Annotated in this window: 25 protein-coding genes and 2 pseudogenes; 8 read left to right on the top strand and 19 right to left on the bottom strand. The window is 24.2% G+C overall.

Going from position 1 to position 18,854, the window contains the following annotated elements:
- Nucleotides 1-21 precede the first annotated feature (21 nt).
- The 4 genes from AACK78_RS04485 to AACK78_RS04470 all read right to left on the bottom strand — a co-directional run bounded on the left by AACK78_RS04485 (nt 22) and on the right by AACK78_RS04470 (nt 2,200).
- Nucleotides 22-1,035, bottom strand: coding sequence for a hypothetical protein (locus AACK78_RS04485; protein ID WP_338954693.1), 1,014 nt, complete (start codon nt 1,033-1,035; stop codon nt 22-24).
- Nucleotides 1,036-1,051: 16 nt separating this feature from the next.
- The gene (locus tag AACK78_RS04480; protein WP_338954690.1) at nt 1,052-1,252 is read right to left on the bottom strand and encodes a hypothetical protein; all 201 of its coding nucleotides are present in this window, start codon (nt 1,250-1,252) and stop codon (nt 1,052-1,054) included.
- Nucleotides 1,242-1,610 carry a hypothetical protein gene (locus tag AACK78_RS04475; protein ID WP_338954688.1) on the bottom strand — a complete coding sequence of 123 codons (369 nt, stop codon included), beginning with the start codon at nt 1,608-1,610 and terminating at the stop codon, nt 1,242-1,244. Before AACK78_RS04475 ends, AACK78_RS04480 begins: the two co-directional genes overlap by 11 nt.
- Nucleotides 1,611-1,825: 215 nt before the next feature.
- The gene (locus AACK78_RS04470) at nt 1,826-2,200 is read right to left on the bottom strand and encodes a hypothetical protein (protein WP_338954686.1); all 375 of its coding nucleotides are present in this window, start codon (nt 2,198-2,200) and stop codon (nt 1,826-1,828) included.
- A 128-nt stretch (nt 2,201-2,328) separates the two neighbouring features.
- Here AACK78_RS04470 and AACK78_RS04465 point away from each other — a divergent pair, with 128 nt between their 5' ends.
- Nucleotides 2,329-2,667 (top strand): hypothetical protein, encoded by a 339-nt coding sequence (locus AACK78_RS04465; protein ID WP_338954683.1) that lies wholly within the window; start codon nt 2,329-2,331, stop codon nt 2,665-2,667.
- A gap of 207 nt (nt 2,668-2,874) precedes the next feature.
- Here AACK78_RS04465 and AACK78_RS04460 read toward each other — a convergent pair whose 3' ends face one another.
- Together AACK78_RS04460 and AACK78_RS04455 are read right to left on the bottom strand one after the other, a co-directional pair.
- Entirely contained in the window at nt 2,875-3,060 is a 186-nt protein-coding gene (locus AACK78_RS04460) for a hypothetical protein (RefSeq protein ID WP_338954680.1), read from the bottom strand.
- 197 nt (nt 3,061-3,257) lie between these two features.
- Nucleotides 3,258-3,401 carry a hypothetical protein gene (locus tag AACK78_RS04455; protein ID WP_338954676.1) on the bottom strand — a complete coding sequence of 48 codons (144 nt, stop codon included), beginning with the start codon at nt 3,399-3,401 and terminating at the stop codon, nt 3,258-3,260.
- 416 nt (nt 3,402-3,817) lie between these two features.
- Here AACK78_RS04455 and AACK78_RS04450 point away from each other — a divergent pair, with 416 nt between their 5' ends.
- From AACK78_RS04450 to AACK78_RS04435, 4 genes are all read left to right on the top strand, one after another.
- The gene (locus AACK78_RS04450) at nt 3,818-4,054 is read left to right on the top strand and encodes a hypothetical protein (protein ID WP_338954673.1); all 237 of its coding nucleotides are present in this window, start codon (nt 3,818-3,820) and stop codon (nt 4,052-4,054) included.
- Nucleotides 4,055-4,276: 222 nt separating this feature from the next.
- A complete protein-coding gene (locus tag AACK78_RS04445; RefSeq protein WP_338954670.1) occupies nt 4,277-4,561 on the top strand; it encodes a hypothetical protein in 285 nt (94 codons plus the stop codon).
- Nucleotides 4,516-5,016: a hypothetical protein gene (locus AACK78_RS04440; RefSeq protein ID WP_338954667.1), complete on the top strand. Its 501-nt coding sequence runs from the start codon at nt 4,516-4,518 to the stop codon at nt 5,014-5,016. Before AACK78_RS04445 ends, AACK78_RS04440 begins: the two co-directional genes overlap by 46 nt.
- Nucleotides 4,988-5,230: a hypothetical protein gene (locus AACK78_RS04435; protein WP_338954665.1), complete on the top strand. Its 243-nt coding sequence runs from the start codon at nt 4,988-4,990 to the stop codon at nt 5,228-5,230. Before AACK78_RS04440 ends, AACK78_RS04435 begins: the two co-directional genes overlap by 29 nt.
- Nucleotides 5,231-5,401: 171 nt before the next feature.
- On the opposite strand, the pseudogene AACK78_RS04430 reads toward AACK78_RS04435, so the two are convergent.
- Nucleotides 5,402-6,382, bottom strand: a pseudogene (locus AACK78_RS04430) (IS30 family transposase).
- Between the two features lie 203 nt (nt 6,383-6,585).
- Nucleotides 6,586-6,753: a hypothetical protein gene (locus tag AACK78_RS04425; RefSeq protein WP_338954663.1), complete on the bottom strand. Its 168-nt coding sequence runs from the start codon at nt 6,751-6,753 to the stop codon at nt 6,586-6,588.
- Nucleotides 6,754-6,928: 175 nt separating this feature from the next.
- Between AACK78_RS04425 and AACK78_RS04420 the strand changes: the two genes are divergently transcribed.
- The 3 genes from AACK78_RS04420 to AACK78_RS04410 all read left to right on the top strand — a co-directional run bounded on the left by AACK78_RS04420 (nt 6,929) and on the right by AACK78_RS04410 (nt 12,041).
- On the top strand, nt 6,929-8,080 hold the full coding sequence (locus AACK78_RS04420) for a hypothetical protein (protein WP_338954661.1): 1,152 nt from the start codon (nt 6,929-6,931) through the stop codon (nt 8,078-8,080).
- Between the two features lie 503 nt (nt 8,081-8,583).
- A complete protein-coding gene (locus AACK78_RS04415; RefSeq protein WP_338954659.1) occupies nt 8,584-11,526 on the top strand; it encodes a hypothetical protein in 2,943 nt (980 codons plus the stop codon).
- Nucleotides 11,527-11,540: 14 nt separating this feature from the next.
- Complete coding sequence (locus AACK78_RS04410) at nt 11,541-12,041, top strand: lipoprotein (RefSeq protein ID WP_338954657.1); 501 nt, start codon at nt 11,541-11,543, stop codon at nt 12,039-12,041.
- 14 nt (nt 12,042-12,055) lie between these two features.
- Here the strand turns inward: AACK78_RS04410 and AACK78_RS04405 are convergent, their stop codons facing one another.
- The 11 genes and pseudogenes from AACK78_RS04405 to AACK78_RS04360 form a co-directional block, all read right to left on the bottom strand.
- Nucleotides 12,056-12,268 carry a hypothetical protein gene (locus AACK78_RS04405; RefSeq protein WP_338954655.1) on the bottom strand — a complete coding sequence of 71 codons (213 nt, stop codon included), beginning with the start codon at nt 12,266-12,268 and terminating at the stop codon, nt 12,056-12,058.
- Between the two features lie 254 nt (nt 12,269-12,522).
- Nucleotides 12,523-13,479, bottom strand: coding sequence for a hypothetical protein (locus AACK78_RS04400; RefSeq protein ID WP_338954653.1), 957 nt, complete (start codon nt 13,477-13,479; stop codon nt 12,523-12,525).
- On the bottom strand, nt 13,403-13,909 hold the full coding sequence (locus tag AACK78_RS04395) for a hypothetical protein (RefSeq protein WP_338954650.1): 507 nt from the start codon (nt 13,907-13,909) through the stop codon (nt 13,403-13,405). Before AACK78_RS04395 ends, AACK78_RS04400 begins: the two co-directional genes overlap by 77 nt.
- A gap of 36 nt (nt 13,910-13,945) precedes the next feature.
- Nucleotides 13,946-14,260 carry a hypothetical protein gene (locus AACK78_RS04390; RefSeq protein WP_338954648.1) on the bottom strand — a complete coding sequence of 105 codons (315 nt, stop codon included), beginning with the start codon at nt 14,258-14,260 and terminating at the stop codon, nt 13,946-13,948.
- Nucleotides 14,261-14,262: 2 nt separating this feature from the next.
- Entirely contained in the window at nt 14,263-14,472 is a 210-nt protein-coding gene (locus tag AACK78_RS04385; RefSeq protein ID WP_338954646.1) for a hypothetical protein, read from the bottom strand.
- Entirely contained in the window at nt 14,473-15,513 is a 1,041-nt protein-coding gene (locus tag AACK78_RS04380; RefSeq protein ID WP_338954644.1) for a hypothetical protein, read from the bottom strand.
- An 87-nt stretch (nt 15,514-15,600) separates the two neighbouring features.
- Nucleotides 15,601-16,197, bottom strand: coding sequence for a DDE-type integrase/transposase/recombinase (locus AACK78_RS04375; RefSeq protein WP_338954641.1), 597 nt, complete (start codon nt 16,195-16,197; stop codon nt 15,601-15,603).
- A gap of 21 nt (nt 16,198-16,218) precedes the next feature.
- Nucleotides 16,219-16,284 (bottom strand): annotated as a pseudogene (locus AACK78_RS07600) (hypothetical protein); the annotation flags it as partial.
- Nucleotides 16,285-16,453: 169 nt separating this feature from the next.
- On the bottom strand, nt 16,454-16,720 hold the full coding sequence (locus AACK78_RS04370; protein WP_338954640.1) for a transposase family protein: 267 nt from the start codon (nt 16,718-16,720) through the stop codon (nt 16,454-16,456).
- A 48-nt stretch (nt 16,721-16,768) separates the two neighbouring features.
- Nucleotides 16,769-17,584: a hypothetical protein gene (locus tag AACK78_RS04365; RefSeq protein WP_338954638.1), complete on the bottom strand. Its 816-nt coding sequence runs from the start codon at nt 17,582-17,584 to the stop codon at nt 16,769-16,771.
- 37 nt (nt 17,585-17,621) lie between these two features.
- Nucleotides 17,622-18,848, bottom strand: a complete 1,227-nt coding sequence (locus AACK78_RS04360) for a hypothetical protein (RefSeq protein WP_338954636.1) — start codon at nt 18,846-18,848, stop codon at nt 17,622-17,624.
- Nucleotides 18,849-18,854 lie beyond the last annotated feature (6 nt).

The following is an 18,854-nucleotide window of genomic DNA, read 5'->3' as shown; positions in this document are numbered from 1 at the left end:
CAAAAATTATCGAAATACATATTATAAATCAATAATTGGTGTATTTGGTTCATCTATACTGTCATCTCAACGATAAAAAATCAAATCTTCTAAAGTGGCATATTTTGCAGTACCAAATTTTATTGCTTTGTAAGTTATTCCATCAGCTGTATTATAAAAATCAAAGAGTTTAATTTTATCATCTTGATCATATTTCTCTTTTAATATAAATCTACTAGCATATATCAAAATATATCATTTATCATTTTTTTGATTAAATTCTTTTTCTAAACTTTCTTTAGAATTATAAACTATTTTTCAATTTTTAATATATCTACTTAAAATATATTCTTCTACTTCTTTTAATTCTTTCATTTTTCGATATTTTAAATCTGTTAGATTATTTTCAATATTTTGAGTTTCTTCTTGAATTTTTTGGTTGATTGTTAATAGTTTTGATGGGTTGTGGGCTGATTCTATTAAAAATGGTAATAAATATGTACTTTCATCTTTGATATTTTCAAAAGTTATAATAGCAACATTGTTTTTATTAACTTTTGCTTTAAAACTTATTAATGGAAATTCGTAAATACCATCATTTGGTTTTTGATTTAAATTGTCTTGAATTAATTTTTCTTTTATGTTAATTAATTTTACTTCAACGGGATTGCCAAATTCTTTTAATTCACCATTTATTAATTTTACTTCTTTATTTAAATCCACTCTAATTACCATATAATAAGTTTCATTATTTTCTATATCATTTCAATCAAATGAATATTTTGTGTTTTTTTCTAATTTTATAATGCGACCACAAATACTTAAATATAATTGCGGATTAAAAGTAAATTCAACACCATCATCTGTTGTTTTATATGTATATTTTAGTTTTTCATTTTCATTTTGGATTAAAAAACCCGTTGAATTTTGATATATATTTTCACCATTAGGTAAAAGTGTTTTTGTTTGTTGTTTTAGTAATAAATCGTATAATATTATTTGATCTTTTGCTAAAATAATACCGCCATTATCAAATGTTATTTTTCTAATTCCCATTTTTTATTTCCTTTATTTATTTTGCGTCATCATCATTTTTAATTATTGTTTCTATTTTTTCATCATCTAATTGATCACATTCTTTTTTAATTTTTTCTTTTAATTTAATTAGTAATTTATTAAATTGTGCTAATAATGCCGGCAGTCCTAATGTTAATCCGTTAATAGTCCAGTATAGTATTTTTAAAAAGAAGAGTTTAATTTTTTTATTTTTCATTTTTCTTATCTCCTCCTTGTTTTTGTTTGATATTTATTTCGTTGTTATTTGATAATTTATTGTTGAAATTAACGGTCATAATATCTAGTTTTGTTTCAATTCGTAAAATTGATAATTGAATTTCGCTTTTTAATTCGTTAAATTCTTTAATATAAATATTGTTTATATTTTGTATATTTGATATTTCTTTGTTGATTGTTTTTAATTCACTTTTAATGTTTTCATTTTCTTTTTGAAGACTGGCATTTTGTTGTTTAATATTTTTATTTTTCTTATTTAATCACATTGCCATTGTACCAGCACCCCCGCCAGTAAAAACTAATAATATAATTGTAATAATTTCAAGGACTTGTTCCATTAAATATTAAATTTCCTTTTAATATTATTAATTTCATTATTAATTTGTGTTTCAATGTTTTCTGCTTTTTTATAAAATTCTTGCTTAATATCTTCAATTTTTTTAATATTTTTAATTAACTGGTCTGTCTCAATGTAATTTAATAATTCTTTAATATTTGTAATATTATTTGATGTTGTTTGATAACTAATTAATGCTATTTCATAAATGCCATTTTATTTATTAATTAGATTGTCATTTTGTAAATTTGGGGTTGAGCCGTTATTGTATTTAATTTCTAAATTAACTGGATCAGATTGTCCTAAATTAACTTTTATTATTACATATCCATAGTAAGTTTCATTGGGATTGCTTGGTTGAATTAATTCTATTTCTGTATTTTCTTCAAGTTCTAATAATCTGCCATAAATTAAAATATAGTTTTGATTAAAAGTTATTTTGTTATTATTTTGCGTATAAAGTACTTTTTCATTGTTTTTAATAATTCCTATTTTGTTTTCTGTGTTACTTGATAAAAAATAATTTTGTATATTTGCATCATCTGCTGCTTCAATATTATGGTTATTAAATGTTTTTCCTATGATTGCCAATTTTATTCACCTCATTAGTCGTGTGTCATCATACCGTCATTAAAATATAATGTCAAATAAAAAAGACAATTAAAATTTCCTATAAGAATTAATATGATATTATTAATTTGATTAAAGGAAAAAATAAAATGGATAAAAATAAAGAATGTTCTTGTAGTAATTGTGATATTTGTAAAATTAATTTAGAATTTGAACAAGAAAAAGAAAAAATTATAAACAAATATTCTAATGAATTAGATCAAAATTTTTGTAATTATAAAGAAATTGAGGAATGTAAAAAAATTATAAATGATTCAATAAGAGATACTATTTTAAGATATTGTGAAAATAAATATGATGATACAAAATTGAATAAAGCTTATGAAAAAATAAAAGAGTTAGAGAAAAAAATTAATGAATTAGTAAATAAAGAAATAGAACAATTAGAAATTATAAGAAAAGAAAAAATTAATAATTTAAATAATTAATAGTTATAATAATTTTTATTATTATTTAAGGGGCTATACAGACACATAATTCTGGATAATTAATTCTGGTTCTTTCTTATAAGAAAGGGAACAAAAAAAATTATAAAAAATAAAATATCTTGATAAACTTTGATGAATTTGCTGATTATTTTTTAAAAGTAAAATTTGAAGATCCAATTATTTAAAGTTAATTAAATTGAGACTCAGTTAATTGGGCAGCTCTTTATTTTTGATAAAATTAGTTTTTAAATTTTCTTTTATTTTTTCTAAAATTATGTTTTTAATATCAATTCAAAAATTTTCTAAAATAAAATCAATATTTTTTTGATTATTTATTATTTGTAAAATGCATTGATCAAAGCTTTTTTTAAAAATATTTTCTTTTTCTTTCATTTTTGTTATTTCCTTTTTAAATAAATTATTATTATTTTGTATTTATAATTTTATTCTCTAATTTTCCAATTAGTATTATTTTTATTTTCTTCTTTTTTTATTTTTTCTTGGCAAGATTGTAAAAATTCAATGGCTTCATTTAAATCTCATGTATCAATAATTATTTTAAATTTTTTTGTATTATATAGTTTTTATTGTTAACTACCACGACAATAAAGATTTCTTTTATTTTCATTATTGGGACAATATTCTTCTAAAAAGTATTCTTGTTTGTTGTGTGATGAAAAACAATTTTTATTAAAGTTTTCGTATTCTAATTTTAATTTTTTATCTAAAAACATATTTTTTTCTCCTTTTTATTAATGTAATGATAATGTCATTTTTTAAAATTGTCTATTAAAATTAAATATTTTTTGTTTTTAGCATGTCAATAAAATTAATTCTTGCTTTTTCAAATACTAAATGAATGGTATTTTTGGGTAGTCGGAAAAAAGCTTAGGTTTTATAAAAATTATAAATAAAGTAATTAAATATAAATTAAAGGAATCGCTTATTAGAGCGATTTTTTTATTTGCATTATTCATCAGATAGTATCTTTAAAATTAAAAATTAGTTAATATTTATAATTTCCTTTCTATGATTTATTATATTTTTTCGGTTTAACAACTAATAATATCATTTTTAATAAAGGTACTATCTGATGAATAATGCAATCTAAAACTTAATATTTTGATGCTTAAAGATGAATAACTCATCTATGGCACGAAGCCTTAAAGAAAGTGTGAAAGCGATTGGATTTACTCTCCTATTTATTTCTTTAATTATCGGCAAGATTAATCACTTGCGAAATGTCAGAGCGCGTGTTTTTTGGTTTGTTTTCATAAAAAGAGTGTTGTTAAACTGAAAAAAACAATATCGGACACTAAAAAAACAAGAGGGTGGAGCTCCAAAAGGTTATTTTCTTTATAAAGTTCTAGGGATGGATGAAGCGTAATTAATAACTGGGTAAATTTGTTTTACTTCCGCGGGGGATAAACTTCTGTCTAAATATAAAGTTTTAGTATCGCCACCACACTCACCCCCGAAGTGAGGTGGATGGCGAATTAAGCTAATTAAATCAAAATATAAATATTCTTACTAAATATCAAAATATTAACCCATAAAGGGATTTTCTGTTTGTTTAAAAAGATAAATAAAATGAAAGGAATAAAATATTATGCAAGAATATAAAAGTAAATATATCAATAAAAATTGAAATGAAATAACAACATCATTTGATTGAGATAATTGTAAACCGGTTGATTGTCGTATTTCCCATCATAAAAATCATTATGATTTACAATGTTTAGAATGAGCAAAAATGTATTTAAATTTATTTGCAGATAAATGAGATGTTATTATTTCATATATGCAACATTATAAAATTAACGATATTTTAGATTTAGCAACAGAAGGATGAAAAATATTACAAATTGACAAAAAAATAAACCAAATAAATTAAAATATATTATTGCAATTGATCCTGCCGGAATTGGTCAAACTGGTGTTATTATTTATAATGTTTTGCAAAAGAAAATAATTAATAATATTACTTTTAATTCCAAAAATGAAGAAGAAGCAATAAATAATATTTATTTAATATTAAATCAATTTAAAAATAACATTTGTTCTTATTTAAATAAAGTTCTTGTAATAATTGAAGATTATCAACCGCATAAGGGATTAAAAATAAAAAACCCATTATCTACTCCTAAATTCATTGGTGGTTTAAAAGTTTTATGTAAATATCTATTTAATTTAAATTTTGTTTTACAATCACCAGTTATTAAGAAAAATTATATTTATAAAGGAAATATTAAAATGTCAGAGCATGAGCATGATGCTTGAAAACATTTACAATATTTTATAGCAAAAGGAGTTGATAAAAATGGCACAAACAAAAAGCAATTTACCTAAAAAATTAATAACTAACAAATCTAAAATGAAAAATAAAAGAATTAATAAGTTAGAATTAACTGTTAGATTACATGAAAATCCGATTAAAACTAAAATTAAGGCAATGGTTGCTGGTGGTGTTGAAGTTGATGCTTGTTCTGCTAAATGTCAATGAGAAGGATTAAATCATTCAACATTATCAATATATAACCCACATATTTTAACTAATTTTTAAAGGCGCTCTGTAGATACAAACGGCAAATTTATATCTTGTTAGATTAATAATAAAATATTTTTAATAAATTGCAACCATTTTTTCAAAAAAAAATAAATTTTTGTAATTTCATCTTATTTTAAGTATATTTAAGCACACTAAAAATGATTTATTAAATTTTAACTAATAAATTTATTTAATATTTTGTAAAAACATTGCTTTTGCACTTATTCAGTTTAAACACGGTCGAAGTTTATCATTTATAACATTAACTATTCAATCTATCATTTTTTGACTAACATTATTAAAATCAGTTCCTTTAGAAAGTCAATATCTAAATTCGCCGTTCATATGTTCAATTAGTGGTTTTTATTGTGGTTTACCAGGATCACAAAAATAAACTTGTGTTTCAGCAAATATTTCCATTTCTCTTCATTTACTAAATTCTTTTCCTCTATCAGTTATTATTCCTTTAATTTTTCCAATTAAATTATTACTTATAACAATATCTTTAAATTTTTCTAAAACCTCATTAGCGGTATTATTTTTTAATTTCATTGCAAAATAATTGTTACTTGATTGTTCAACTAATACCAAACAACTAGATTGATGGTGTTTTCCCACAACAGTATCCATTTCGAATCAACCAATACTAGAAACTTTATTTTCAATATCTCAAATTGATTTAAAATTAATTAATTTTCCACGATTATCTTGTTTTTGTTTTGTTTTATATTTTTTACCACGATGGGGTAAATTTTCTTTTCTTAACCCCAATTTTCCTAAGTGGATTCATTTATATAAAGTTTTAACACAAGCAGGAAATTTAACACCAAACTCCAAGAAATAACGATAAATTAATTGTTCGGGTGTATCGTGGTATTTATTAAATCTTATTTTAATAAAATCTAACTGCTCTTTTGTAAATTTAGGTAGTTTTTTAATGCATTTTTTACGTTTTTGTTTATAATCTTTTTGTGCTTGATATGGATTATAATCTTGTATATTTTTAAATCGCTTAATTTCTCTTTTAACAGTATTAATTCCACGACCAGTTTGTCGTGATATTTCAGATAAATTAATTGTGCCATTTTTCTTTTTGCAAGTATCAGATAATAATAAATCCTTAAATAAATCTCGTTCATCAAATATTAAATGTTTAAATTTTCTCATTTTTATACAAATTCCTTTCATTTTTTCTTATAATGTATTATATATAAAATAAAGAGGTCAATAAATATGCAAGAATTTAGTAAAATTAATAATAAAAAACGAATTACTAGTTATGAACATTTAAATAAAAAATATGATTTAAATTTTAGTGACTATAATTTTGGTTTTGATTGATAAGTATTTAAAGATTTTGTTGGTGATAGTTATGCCCGATATTTTACTTCGTCATGTTTTTTTAAGTTTGTCTCAGCTGGTCGTGGTACTAATAAGACATGAAATCACCTAGCAGAAAAATTATTTTTTGCTTGTAATTTTACCGATGCTTCATCTAATATTTTACGAAGATACGCCAACACCCACGAAGATACCACATTTGGTGATACAATTAATGTCTGTAATTATTTATATGATAAATATGGGATTAATATAGGACCCGACAATGAAAATGGCATTGTTTGACCTAAAAATGTTAAAGAAGGTGGTGAAATTGTTTTTCCTAGTGGTACTCGTGTTGCTTTTGCGGGTTATGCTAATGGTAATAAAATTATGGGGAAAGTTGGTAAAGGTAGCGGTATTATATCAGCATGAACAGATGAAATGATACATGCCGAAGAAAAAGAAATCTTAACCGACAAAGAATTAGATAAAAGATATAATAATTTAAGAGTTTCAATGTTTCGTTCTAAAAGTTTAAAAGTATCTTATGAAAAATACACGGACGAAAATGATAATGAACAATATAATTTAGATAATCCTATTCCAGTAAAAGAATTATCTTGGACATGTCAAGAATGAGACAACATAGCAAAACAATACATAACAGTAACAACATATTTTCATAAAACATATTCTAATCAATTTACTTTTAACCCTTTTGATAAATACCATGTCTTTTATGAAAAATTTGTAACGCCATATTTATCTTTAAATGAAAGAATTAAAAATATTTTAAAAGAACACAACCAAGTATATTCAGAAAATACAGAGGCATTTAAAGGTTTGGGTGTTTTTAATTTGCGTTTAACTATGGGTGCTGTTTGAAATAAAATACCTGATATTACTAAAAAACTTGTTTTAGCAAATAAAGAAGAACGACCCGGTTTATTTGAACTTGAATACTACGGTTTTGAATATAATGATAGTGACCCCAGCATTTATGTTTTACGAAATTATCGTAAATATATTAAAGAGTATAATTTACAATATTTTTATAATTCCAATACAAAACAGTATCAATTTGATAGTTATTCATTTGGTGTGGATTATGCCAATGGTAGTGAAGACCATACGGTATTTTTATTTAGTGGTTATAAAATTAATGAAAATAATGAATATGATAAATATTTAATTGAAGAAAATGTTGTTATCCCAAAAAACGCCATGAATTTAAATGAAATAGTTGAACATTACGGGCAATGAATAATTAATACATTTGATAAATTTGATGGTTTTGAATATGCTACATTTCATTATGATATTAATGCCCACGACTTTATACAAAAACTACAAGAAGATATTTATCCTTATTTAGGTTATAAAATTAAAATATTTAAAGCCAAAAAACACCAAACATCTCTTAATAAAGAAGCAGGCATAATCAATCGTGTAACATGAATAAGAAAAATGTTTGTTCAAGGTAAAATATATGGCATGTTAGATAATTTTCCATTTTTAGATAGAGGTGCATTAGTGAATTAAGGTTTAGTGATACCAAAACAAACACACCCGACAGTAAAATGTACCACGACCCATATGATGCTTTGTTTTATGGTTCTTATCCGTATCGTTTTAAAATGGGCATATAAAAATACATTTTATATTTTTTTTGGGTTTTGGGCGAGCGGTTGATTTTCTTAAATTTTTGTGATAAAATGACTTACAAGTTAAAAAAATTTTGAGGTTCTTTCAAACAAATTTGGGTAACCTTTATAAAATTCTTCGCTTAACGATTAGAATTTTTCCCAAGTATTTTGAAAAGCGCGGCAAAAGTTTTTTTAAACTTTAAGGCATTTTTCACAAAACTTATGAAAATCACCACGAGCCCAGATTAGTACAATATAATCACAATAATAATCATATATAATTCAACTTCCTTCTAAAATAGATTTAAAAATGCTTGACTTGCATATATATATATATATATATAATGTCAATAGATCTTGATAAAAAGTTTCAAGATTAAAGAAAGGAAATTATACAAAATGAAAAAACTTTTAAGTTTATTAAGTGTATTAACTATTAGTGGAAGTGCTATACCAACAACAATTGCCGCTAGTTCTTATAAAAAACAAGAAAATATTAATAAAAATATTAATTTGCAAACAAATAATTTAAAAAGAATAAAAAGAACTACAATTGCAGAAAGTGGTAAGCTTTATTGAGTTGATAATAATAAACAAACTATAACAAATAATGCGTATTTCCTTAGTTATATTCAAGTTCCTATTCTTTCAATAAGTTTAGTGCCTAATGCATCAAGTTCAAACGCTGCTGATGTTTGAATTGCAACTGAAAATGGAGTTTACTATCGAAAAAAAAATAGAGAAGAAATTGGGCAAGTTGCTGGCTTAAATGAAGCAATACAAGATATAAAAGTTGATAATAATGGAGGGGCCTGAATTCTTACCAAAAGTGGTAAGCTTTATTGAGTTGATAATAATAAACAAACTATAACAAATAACGCGTATTTCCTTAGTTATATTCAAGTTCCTGTTCTTTCAATAAGTTTAGTGCCTAATGCATCAAGTTCAAACGCTGCTGATGTTTGAATTGCAACTGAAAATGGAGTTTACTATCGAAAAAACAATAGAGAAGAAATTGGGCAAGTTGCTGGCTTAAATGAAGCAATACAAGATATAAAAGTTGATAATAATGGAGGGGCCTGAATTCTTACCAAAAGTGGTAAGCTTTATTGAGTTGATAATAATAAACAAACTATAACAAATAACGCGTATTTCCTTAGTTATATTCAAGTTCCTGTTCTTTCAATAAGTTTAGTGCCTAATGCATCAAGTTCAAACGCTGCTGATGTTTGAATTGCAACTGAAAATGGAGTTTACTATCGAAAAAACAATAGAGAAGAAATTGGGCAAGTTGCTGGCTTAAATGAAGCAATACAAGATATAAAAGTTGATAATAATGGAGGGGCCTGAATTCTTACCAAAAGTGGTAAGCTTTATTGAGTTGATAATAATAAACAAACTATAACAAATAACGCGTATTTCCTTAGTTATATTCAAGTTCCTGTTCTTTCAATAAGTTTAGTGCCTAATGCATCAAGTTCAAACGCTGCTGATGTTTGAATTGCAACTGAAAATGGAGTTTACTATCGAAAAAACAATAGAGAAGAAATTGGGCAAGTTGCTGGCTTAAATGAAGCAATACAAGATATAAAAGTTGATAATAATGGAGGGGCCTGAATTCTTACTGAAAATTATAAAAACAGAAGTAAAAAAGGTAAATTAAATCAAAATTTTTATACTACATCAAGTTTAAAAATTGATTATGAAACTAATAATGATTATGAAATTTCTATAAATGAAATTATAGAAAATTTGGTTCAAAATAATATTTTAATTAACCTTATTCCAAATACAACCACTTTTGAAGATAGATTACTAGGTTTTAATACTTCTTATGCAAATGATTTGTCTAGAATTGTTATCATGCCTATAGATAATGATAGTAATGATAATTATAGAAGTGAATTAGTTTTTTTATCAACACATTTGTATCTTCAAGGTTTTATTTTAATAAATAGAAATAATGAAAGTGACAGAAGATATTTTCATTTTAGTGATGCTCAAATTCCGCGCTTAGATGATATTGATACTAATAATACCTATGATTTAAATTTTGATGGAGATTATGGTACTCTTGGTAGAAATGGAGAAATTAGCTGAGATAGTATTGTTAATTCATATAATCAAATTAATAATATGTTAACAAATAGAGAAATAATCCTTGATAATAATATTCACAGGATAAGATATAATAATGGTGATAATTTTATGAGAATAAGCTTACGTAGTATTTTATTAACATCAACAGAAGCTATCCGTACAGGAAGTATACGTAATATGATTCAAAATTTAAGAACAAGACAACAAAATAATCCAAGGCCAACAGTTTCTTGATCAAATGATATAAATAATATAGTTATAAATTGAGATCAAAATTCAAGAAATCAAAATACACGTAATGCTAATAATATTAATGTTATTAGTACAACAGCACAGACAAATCAAGAACTTAATAATTGTCAACCTTCTACAAGTGGTATAAGAAGAAGGGACAGAAATAGAGTACCAAGAAAAATACAAAACTGTTTACAAATTACTTCAATCGGTATCTTAAAAAGAGATAGTACTCTTAGTTCTTATGTTAAAGCAGGATCTAAATATATAGGAACAACTGACGGTGTTTATTTTCAATATCAAGAAGGATCTTTACAAGATTATGAATTAACTAGAATTAATAATTTAAATGAAGGTGTAAAATATATTAGTATTGATAACCAAGGTAGTGCATATGCGATGACATATAGTGGAAAACTTTATTATATTCCAGCAAATAGTTGAGATGCATCACAACTTAATTTTCCTCAAGATGGTAATATAAATATTATAAAAGCAACCTTTATTTTAACTTTAGAAAAAGATAGTACTCTTAGTTCTTATGTTAAAGCAGGAAGTTTATGAACTGGATTTCAAAATGGTATTTGTTTTAAATATCAAAGCAATGGTAATGTAGGAAAAATAAATTATATAAATGAAAATGAAAGTATAAAATTTATTGACATTGATCATGAGGGTAGTGCATATGCGATGACATATAGTGGAAAACTTTATTATATTCCAGCAAATAGTTGAGATGCAAGAGAAATTAAAGTTCCTAACAATGAAAAAGTTAGTTCTGTAGCCGCTATAAAAACTTTTAATCATGTAAGTTATTTTTATATTGGAACAACTGATGGTAATATTTATGAAATGAATAAAGATGGATATTCTCACAAAACTATTATTGGTAATATAAATAAAAAAGAAATTAAATCAATTTACATTAATTATAATAAAAAAAATATATATATTGTAACAAATAATAGTAATGTTTATATAATTAATAGTAATTTTTTAAATAATTAAACAAAAAGTATAAAATGAAAAAAATAATAACTATTTTAGGAACAATCACTTTAATTGGAACAAGTACAGCAAGTTTAGTTGCTTGTAATACACCACAATATACAGAAAAAGAATTATCAGATTTAAAAGAAAAAAATAATATAAAAACAAAAGATGGGGTTTTAGAATGAATAGCACCACAAGAAAAACCATTTAGTCAAGTTGATAATAAATATTATTTTGTAGTATGGCGTGGTGATAAAAATGCTGGTTGAAAAATTGCTTTATTTAAATTTGAAAATACTAATGTCACAAATATTGATCAGTATGGTAAATACATTATTCAATATAGCGTTAAACAAGGATATAATTCTGGATTAATGTTGGTTGAAAAAAGAAATCCTGGAAATGTATTAATTAAAAGATGAGAAGATGATAATAAACAAGAATATTTTAAGTCTCTTTATCGTTGAAATAATGATAGTGAGCCAAATATAGATGTTAAAAATAAATTAAAAAGTTATTTAGATTTATAAATCTAAATAACTTTTTATATTTCTAATATAATCAATGATAATTTTTCATTATTTTTATTAAATAATTGTAAATTATTAATATTAATTTGTTCTTTTTCTGTAAAAATTGTAATATCATAATTTCCATAACCCCATGTGCCTGATAATTCAATTTTATTTAAAACAAATAGTTTTTCGTGTTTATAAAAAGTTATTTTAATACTATCCTCAACTAAATCTTTAGTCATACTTATTCAAACTGCTTTAGAATAAAGTAATCTATATCATTGTGAAAAATAGTTTAAATATTCTTCTATTTTTTCGTTAGAAACAATTAAATTAGTTAAATATTTACCATATTCTCCATCAGATAATTTGATTTCTGCTGGAATAAGGGAAGGAATATTGTTTGTTTCTAATTCATTTGTTATAGATAATCAATTAAAATAATTTGAGTCTAATTGATAAATATGGTTTTCTGAAATATCTTTGTTTTTAACAGTTAATTTAATATCATCATCTTTTTTTTTATATTATTTTTTTCTTTTAAATTTAATTCTGTAATTCGACCTGTTTTAGGTGAGATAAATGGTGTATTTGGCTCACTATCATTATTTCAACGATAAAGAGACTTAAAATATTCTTGTTTATTATCATCTTCTCATCTTTTAATTAATACATTTCCAGGATTTCTTTTTTCAACCAACATTAATCCAGAATTATATCCTTGTTTAACGCTATATTGAATAATGTATTTACCATACTGATCAATATTTGTGACATTAGTATTTTCAAATTTAAATAAAGCAATTTTTCAACCAGCATTTTTATCACCACGCCATACTACATAATAATATTTATTATCAACATTATTGAATGATTTATCATTTGAATAAACATCTTCTCAATAATTTATTGGAATTGACGGAATGTATCCACCAGTAAAATTAAAATATGATGAATTTAATTTAACTTTACAATGTTCAAATTCTCAATACCCAGTTTCTAGTTCTCTTGGATTAGATATTAATTCAAAATAATAAGGAGAAAACAATTTAACATCGTCATTATAACCTTTATTAATTGCGTATTTACTATATGTATAATTTGATAACATATAGATAATTTGTTTAAATATTTTGACAGCATTATCATTTAAAGAAGTAAAATTATCTAATTTTCAGTTTTCAAATAAACCATCAATGACATCTTCGGGTTTTTGTCCTTCGAATTTTTGACGTAGTTCAGCCGCTTTATTAGTGGGGTTACCTTTTTCATTGTATTTTGCACCTTGAAATTTACGGTCATAATTATAACGATATGTTAGATAATTTAACAAAACAATATTTAATTTTTTAACATCTAATATATCTAATATATCTTTACCTTGAATATAGTTTTTGGCAATCCTTCATGGTAAAAAAACTTTCGGTAAATCAATATTGAAATATTCGTACACTGGGATTTGTTTCAATCGGCATTGATAATAAAGGCACTAAACTAGCATTTTGAACTATTGATGATGGATAAGAATATACACCATTGACATTACCTCAGCATTTAATATTTCCAAATAACATTGCTTTAGGATATTTAATTTCAATCCCAGTAAAGACTGTATCTTCTGACAATGATTTTTGTAATACTAAATTAATACTATTCTGATTTTTTCACTTAAAATCAGTTATTTTAACTAAGTGCATAGATTTAATAATATCAATTCCGTATGGCGAATAAGGGCGTTTGTATTCTTCGATGATATAACATTCATTTTTGTTATTTTCACTAATCGGTTCATTGATAGATACTATTTTTAAATCTAATGTTTCTAAAAATGCTTTGTCTTGTTTTGACATCTCATTAATTAAAATATCTTTTTCATCAATCATTACATAACTTGTGCTATTATCTTGAATTGTAGTATTTTATTGAATTTGTAATTTAAAATTAAATTCACTAATTTCATAACCAGTTATTTTAATATATTCATCTTTGTCAATAAAACCTATTTTAACGCTATTTTGCGAGTAGTTTAAGGTTGGTTTTTGCTTTGTCTTAACAAGATTATTAATTTTATAAATATATAAGGTTCTCGCGCGATCTTCGGTAAATAATTGTTCTAAATCAGGGTCACTGTACTGCGATTGATTAGCAAAATCTAAAGGGATACTATCAATTGAATAATCAATTGGTTCATCATTTGTTAATTGTGCTAACATTTTTTCAGATGGTTTTAACATTATTATTGTTCTCCTTTTTCATTAGGCATATTGATAATAGTTTCGTTGTTTTTTAATTGTCTGTTTAAAGTAGCATTTACTGGTAAGTGAACATCAACAATTAACTCATCAATATTTTTAATATTAAATGTTCTATTATTTAAAATCGCATTGTCATATTTAATTAACTTAATAATAAATTCAGTTAATTTAATTTCTCTGATATATATCATTTATTCATAAGAGGCGTTTGTTTGAATATTAACTCCCGCAACTTCTGCTTGGGTTTGTTGAGCCCCTTTAGCAATAGATGGCACATGATGACGATTTATTTTATAGTAATTAGTTAATAATCAATCATATATTTTAGTTAATTGTTCACCTTTAAAATTACCCGCAATATAGTCTACTGGTTGAAAATTACTATCGGGGTCTCCTTCAACTAATAACAAGTCATTTTCAATAAATGAAGCTAACATTTTGCTAATTTCTTGGTCAATAACACCAGTCACGCCATTAGTATTAATGGTAAATTTACCACTATTTAATAATGGGTCTAACATTATCTTTTCAGCAATAATATCTAAAATACTAGCAAATTGTTTACCATAACGAGCAGAAGGTTCAAAATTAGGGTTATTAGGAATAATTTCAATCGGAATAAAATCAATTGGTAATATTTCTTCTCTTTGTAAGGTTGTATAGTTATTTCATTTTGCATCATCAATATATAAGTCGGTAATAGTACTGTATAATCTTGTTTTTAATTTTCGCATAACTTTTAATTGCTTAGTTATAGCATCAATTTCTAATTTTTCAGTAATAAAAACACTTTGTTCATTTTTAAGATAAGGATCATAATCAAAAGTACAAGATACTAAATTACCTAATTCGTCATATTGGTCATTATAAAAATCAATGGTAATAAAATTAAGTTTTGAATTATTAGCAAAAATAAAATAGGCACCTTTACCATATTTATTGATTTTATATTCATTATATCAATTTTTATTAGTAAAGTCCTGCATTTTTAAAAAGTTATTAATTAATTTAGTATCTATTTTTTGATTAGTAAGTGGATTATAAATGCTAATTTCTAAATCACGCGGATTTAAAAAATTAGCATTATCTTCACAAATTCTCTTTTCTAAAATATCATTATGTTTTTGAACAGTAACATTTTTAGGATTACTAATCGTTGATGCTAAATTAAGATAATAACTATCAATATCATAGCTTTTCTTTAATTTCTTTTTGGCTGGTAACAATCCCATTTTATATAACTCCTTTATTTTGTATCATCTTTTTTAATAACATCTTCAATAGACTGCACCCCGTTTAGTAAGTATTAATAAAAAGGTTTACAAACTTTCATTTATTGTATATTTTTCTTTTTGGTTTGAATATCATTTATTTCATTTTTTAACATCATTAATATATTCATTATGAGATTTATAATTTTTATTATGGATTGTTCCTTTTTTAAGTAATGAATGAAAACTTTCAATAATAATGTTGTCTGCACAATGATAATTTTTACCCATTGAAATTATAATTTTGTTATCTAAACATTTACTATTGTAATCTTTAGATGTATATTGATATCCGTGATCTGAATGAATTATTATTTTATTTAAATCTTTTTTTATTTTTTTAATTTTATTAATTGCATCATTTAAATTATCAATTACAAGTTTGTTATTATTAAATTTTGATCATTTTACATCAATAATTTCTTTAGTATATCCATCAAGTATTGTTGATTGATAATGTTTTTTACCATTTCAAATTAAATAAGTTACATCAGTAAATAAAATTGAAAATCTTTCTTTAATATCATTAAAATTACGATTTACTAAATCAGGATATTTAATTATATTTTTATTTCTATTTTGTTTTATTAATATTTTTCTACGCATACGCCTTACATATTCAGCTTGAATATTATTTTCTTTCATAATTCGCAATACTTTCTTAGCATTATAAACAATGCCATAATCTTCTTTTAAATATTTGGTAATTCGACGATAATCAAATTGTTTTAAATTTTCTTCATAGACTTTTACAATATTTTTTAATGATTCGCTATCCTTACCATTACTTGAATAATTTTTATATTTATCTCAATAACTACGCTTTAAATCTGTTATATCAAGTAATAAATTTAGTGGATATTTATTAATGTTTTCTTTGATAAAAGATACAATTTTTCTTTTATTTAATTGTAAAAGTCATGAAGCTTTTTAGTAATTCATACCTAACTTTGTAATAGTTTAAATCTCTTTTTTCAAATGATTCTTTTGGACCTTTATTGGTGTTTAAAATTCCTTTCTTAAAATTTTCATACCATGAAGCAACAGTTTTTTTATTAATTTGATATTTTTTTGCAATAAAACTTATACTATTATTTTTAACCTCTTGTACTATCATTTTTCGAAAATATGCTGTATATTTATTAAATTTTTGTCCTTTTCTTGCCATATAAAAATGCACCTCCTCTAAAGTTTAGCAAAGACTTTTTTTCTTTACTTACTTTTTTGGGTGCAGTCTATTTTTTTTACCAACACCTTTTTTATGAAGATTAGTCATAATTTTATATCACTCATTAGTGCTAATTTTGCTTATTTTATCAATATTTAATCTATATTCAGACAACCATTTATTAACATTTTTTTCATTTACGCGCGGTATTTTTTGAACTAATTTAGGACTTATTTTTTGAATATTTTTTTCAATTTTTAATAAATTATTAATTGTTTTTAAATTAGAAACTTTAAAACCTTTATAAAAATCATTTCGGGCTAATTTTCCAATTGTATATAATAAAGTTTCATTATTAGCCTGTTTTGTAAAATCAAATATTAATTTATCAGATAAAACCTTTTTACCTGTAACTTGTTTTACAATATCTTCTAAGTTATTAGCAGTTATTACACCTAATTTTTCAAGTATTTTAGTTTCTTTTGCTAATTTTAAAATTCTAGTTGTGCGAGCAGCACGCGTTAATTTACCAATACCACCAATTGCTGGTAACAAATTTAAGGCCGTGCTTTTTGCTGTCACTTCTGATGTTAATTTATCGTATATTTGATTTACGGCAAAATCAGTTGCTGTTTCTACTCCAAATGAGATAAATGCTGCAGCAAAATTAGACAATCCCGCACCTAATCCAACAGCAGATGCTACACCACCAGTTAAAACTGATAAACCAAGGGCTAAAACTTGAATTCCTAAAAATTCTAATAATTGTAAACCAAAACTTTTTTCTTGTTGTTGAATAGACAATCTAGTTGGTATTTTTTTAACAGCATAAATAAGAGCAGTTTTAGATGTTCCAATTGGCATTTTAAAAACTAAAAAGTACTATTTTTTAGTACTATTATTAAGAATTTTTAATTTTAACATCAATTGGATTTGTTTGACCAGTAGCGTTATTTTTACCTTTAATTTGAACTTCAACAGTTTTGTCATTTGTAATATCAATGGGTCAATCTTCACCTTTACTTTCAATAAAGTAATCAAAATCACTTTCAGTTAAAGAATTATCTACTGCTTTTATTGCTTTTAAAACAACATCTTTAAATTGTGGTTTTAACTGTTCTGGTGTTGCTTTTGTTGGGTCTGCAACATGAATAGTTGGTTTATCTAATTTATTAATTTTACTAATATCAATTTTTGCAACAATATGTTTAATAATTCCTTTTGGTTCAACTACAGCGCCACCTAAATATAAAACTCTTTCCATAATCAAAGTATTACCCATTCCAGTACCTAATGCGGCTGCACCAATCCTTAATGGAGTATGGTCTTTTTTGCGTAAAATAAGCGGGTCGTATTTTTTGCTAAATTTAAAGGAAATTGCATTAACATCTTCTGGTAATAGATTAATTGTTCCTTCTGAACCATCTTTATTAATAATTGGTAATTTTTTAGGAACCATATAGTATGTTGTTCCTTCAACAGTTTTCATTGCTCCACTTGTTTCAATTACGCTATTTATTTGGTCATTTGCTCCAAGTTGTAACTGTAATTTATTACGAATTCCACGAATAAAATCAGTCGAACCCAATATAACTGTTTCTGATGGGGTAAAGCCATTTTCATATATTTTATCCATAATTTCATCATGGATTTGTAAAGCATTTGTATCATCTGCTTTTTGTTCTTGAATAGTTGTAACTGTTCCTTTATTAATAATTTCTAAAATTTTATTGCGTTTATAAGCAACTTCAGTATCCATTGCTTGCTCAATATCAGCAGCCCATAAATTAGGGTTAAAATCACTTTCTACGGGGTCTAATTTACGAGCAAATGTTAAAATGGTATCTAATTCAACTGTTCCATCTTCAAATTTTACTTCAGTGTAGTTTAAAAGACTATCGTCGGTATTAAATACTTTTCCATTTTTTCCTAAACCTTCATTATATTGAATATTTTTCTTTCTTTTATATGTTAAACCAAATTTATTTGCTTCTTTTCATGCAAATAATGCCTCTCAACTAAATTTTTGTTGATAAGTTTGTAAATATCATTGCTCAAATGTTTCTTGGTCTCTTTTTGTTGCTTGATTAACAATATCTCCGAATATTCTTTGTGGGTTTTGTGCCATAATTAT

It is taken from the genome of Spiroplasma endosymbiont of Polydrusus cervinus (genome assembly GCF_964019755.1).
Taxonomy (GTDB): domain Bacteria; phylum Bacillota_I; class Bacilli_A; order Mycoplasmatales; family Mycoplasmataceae; genus Spiroplasma.
Note: the sequence above shows the minus strand (reverse complement) of the source record. Positions and strands in the feature narration are given on the sequence as shown.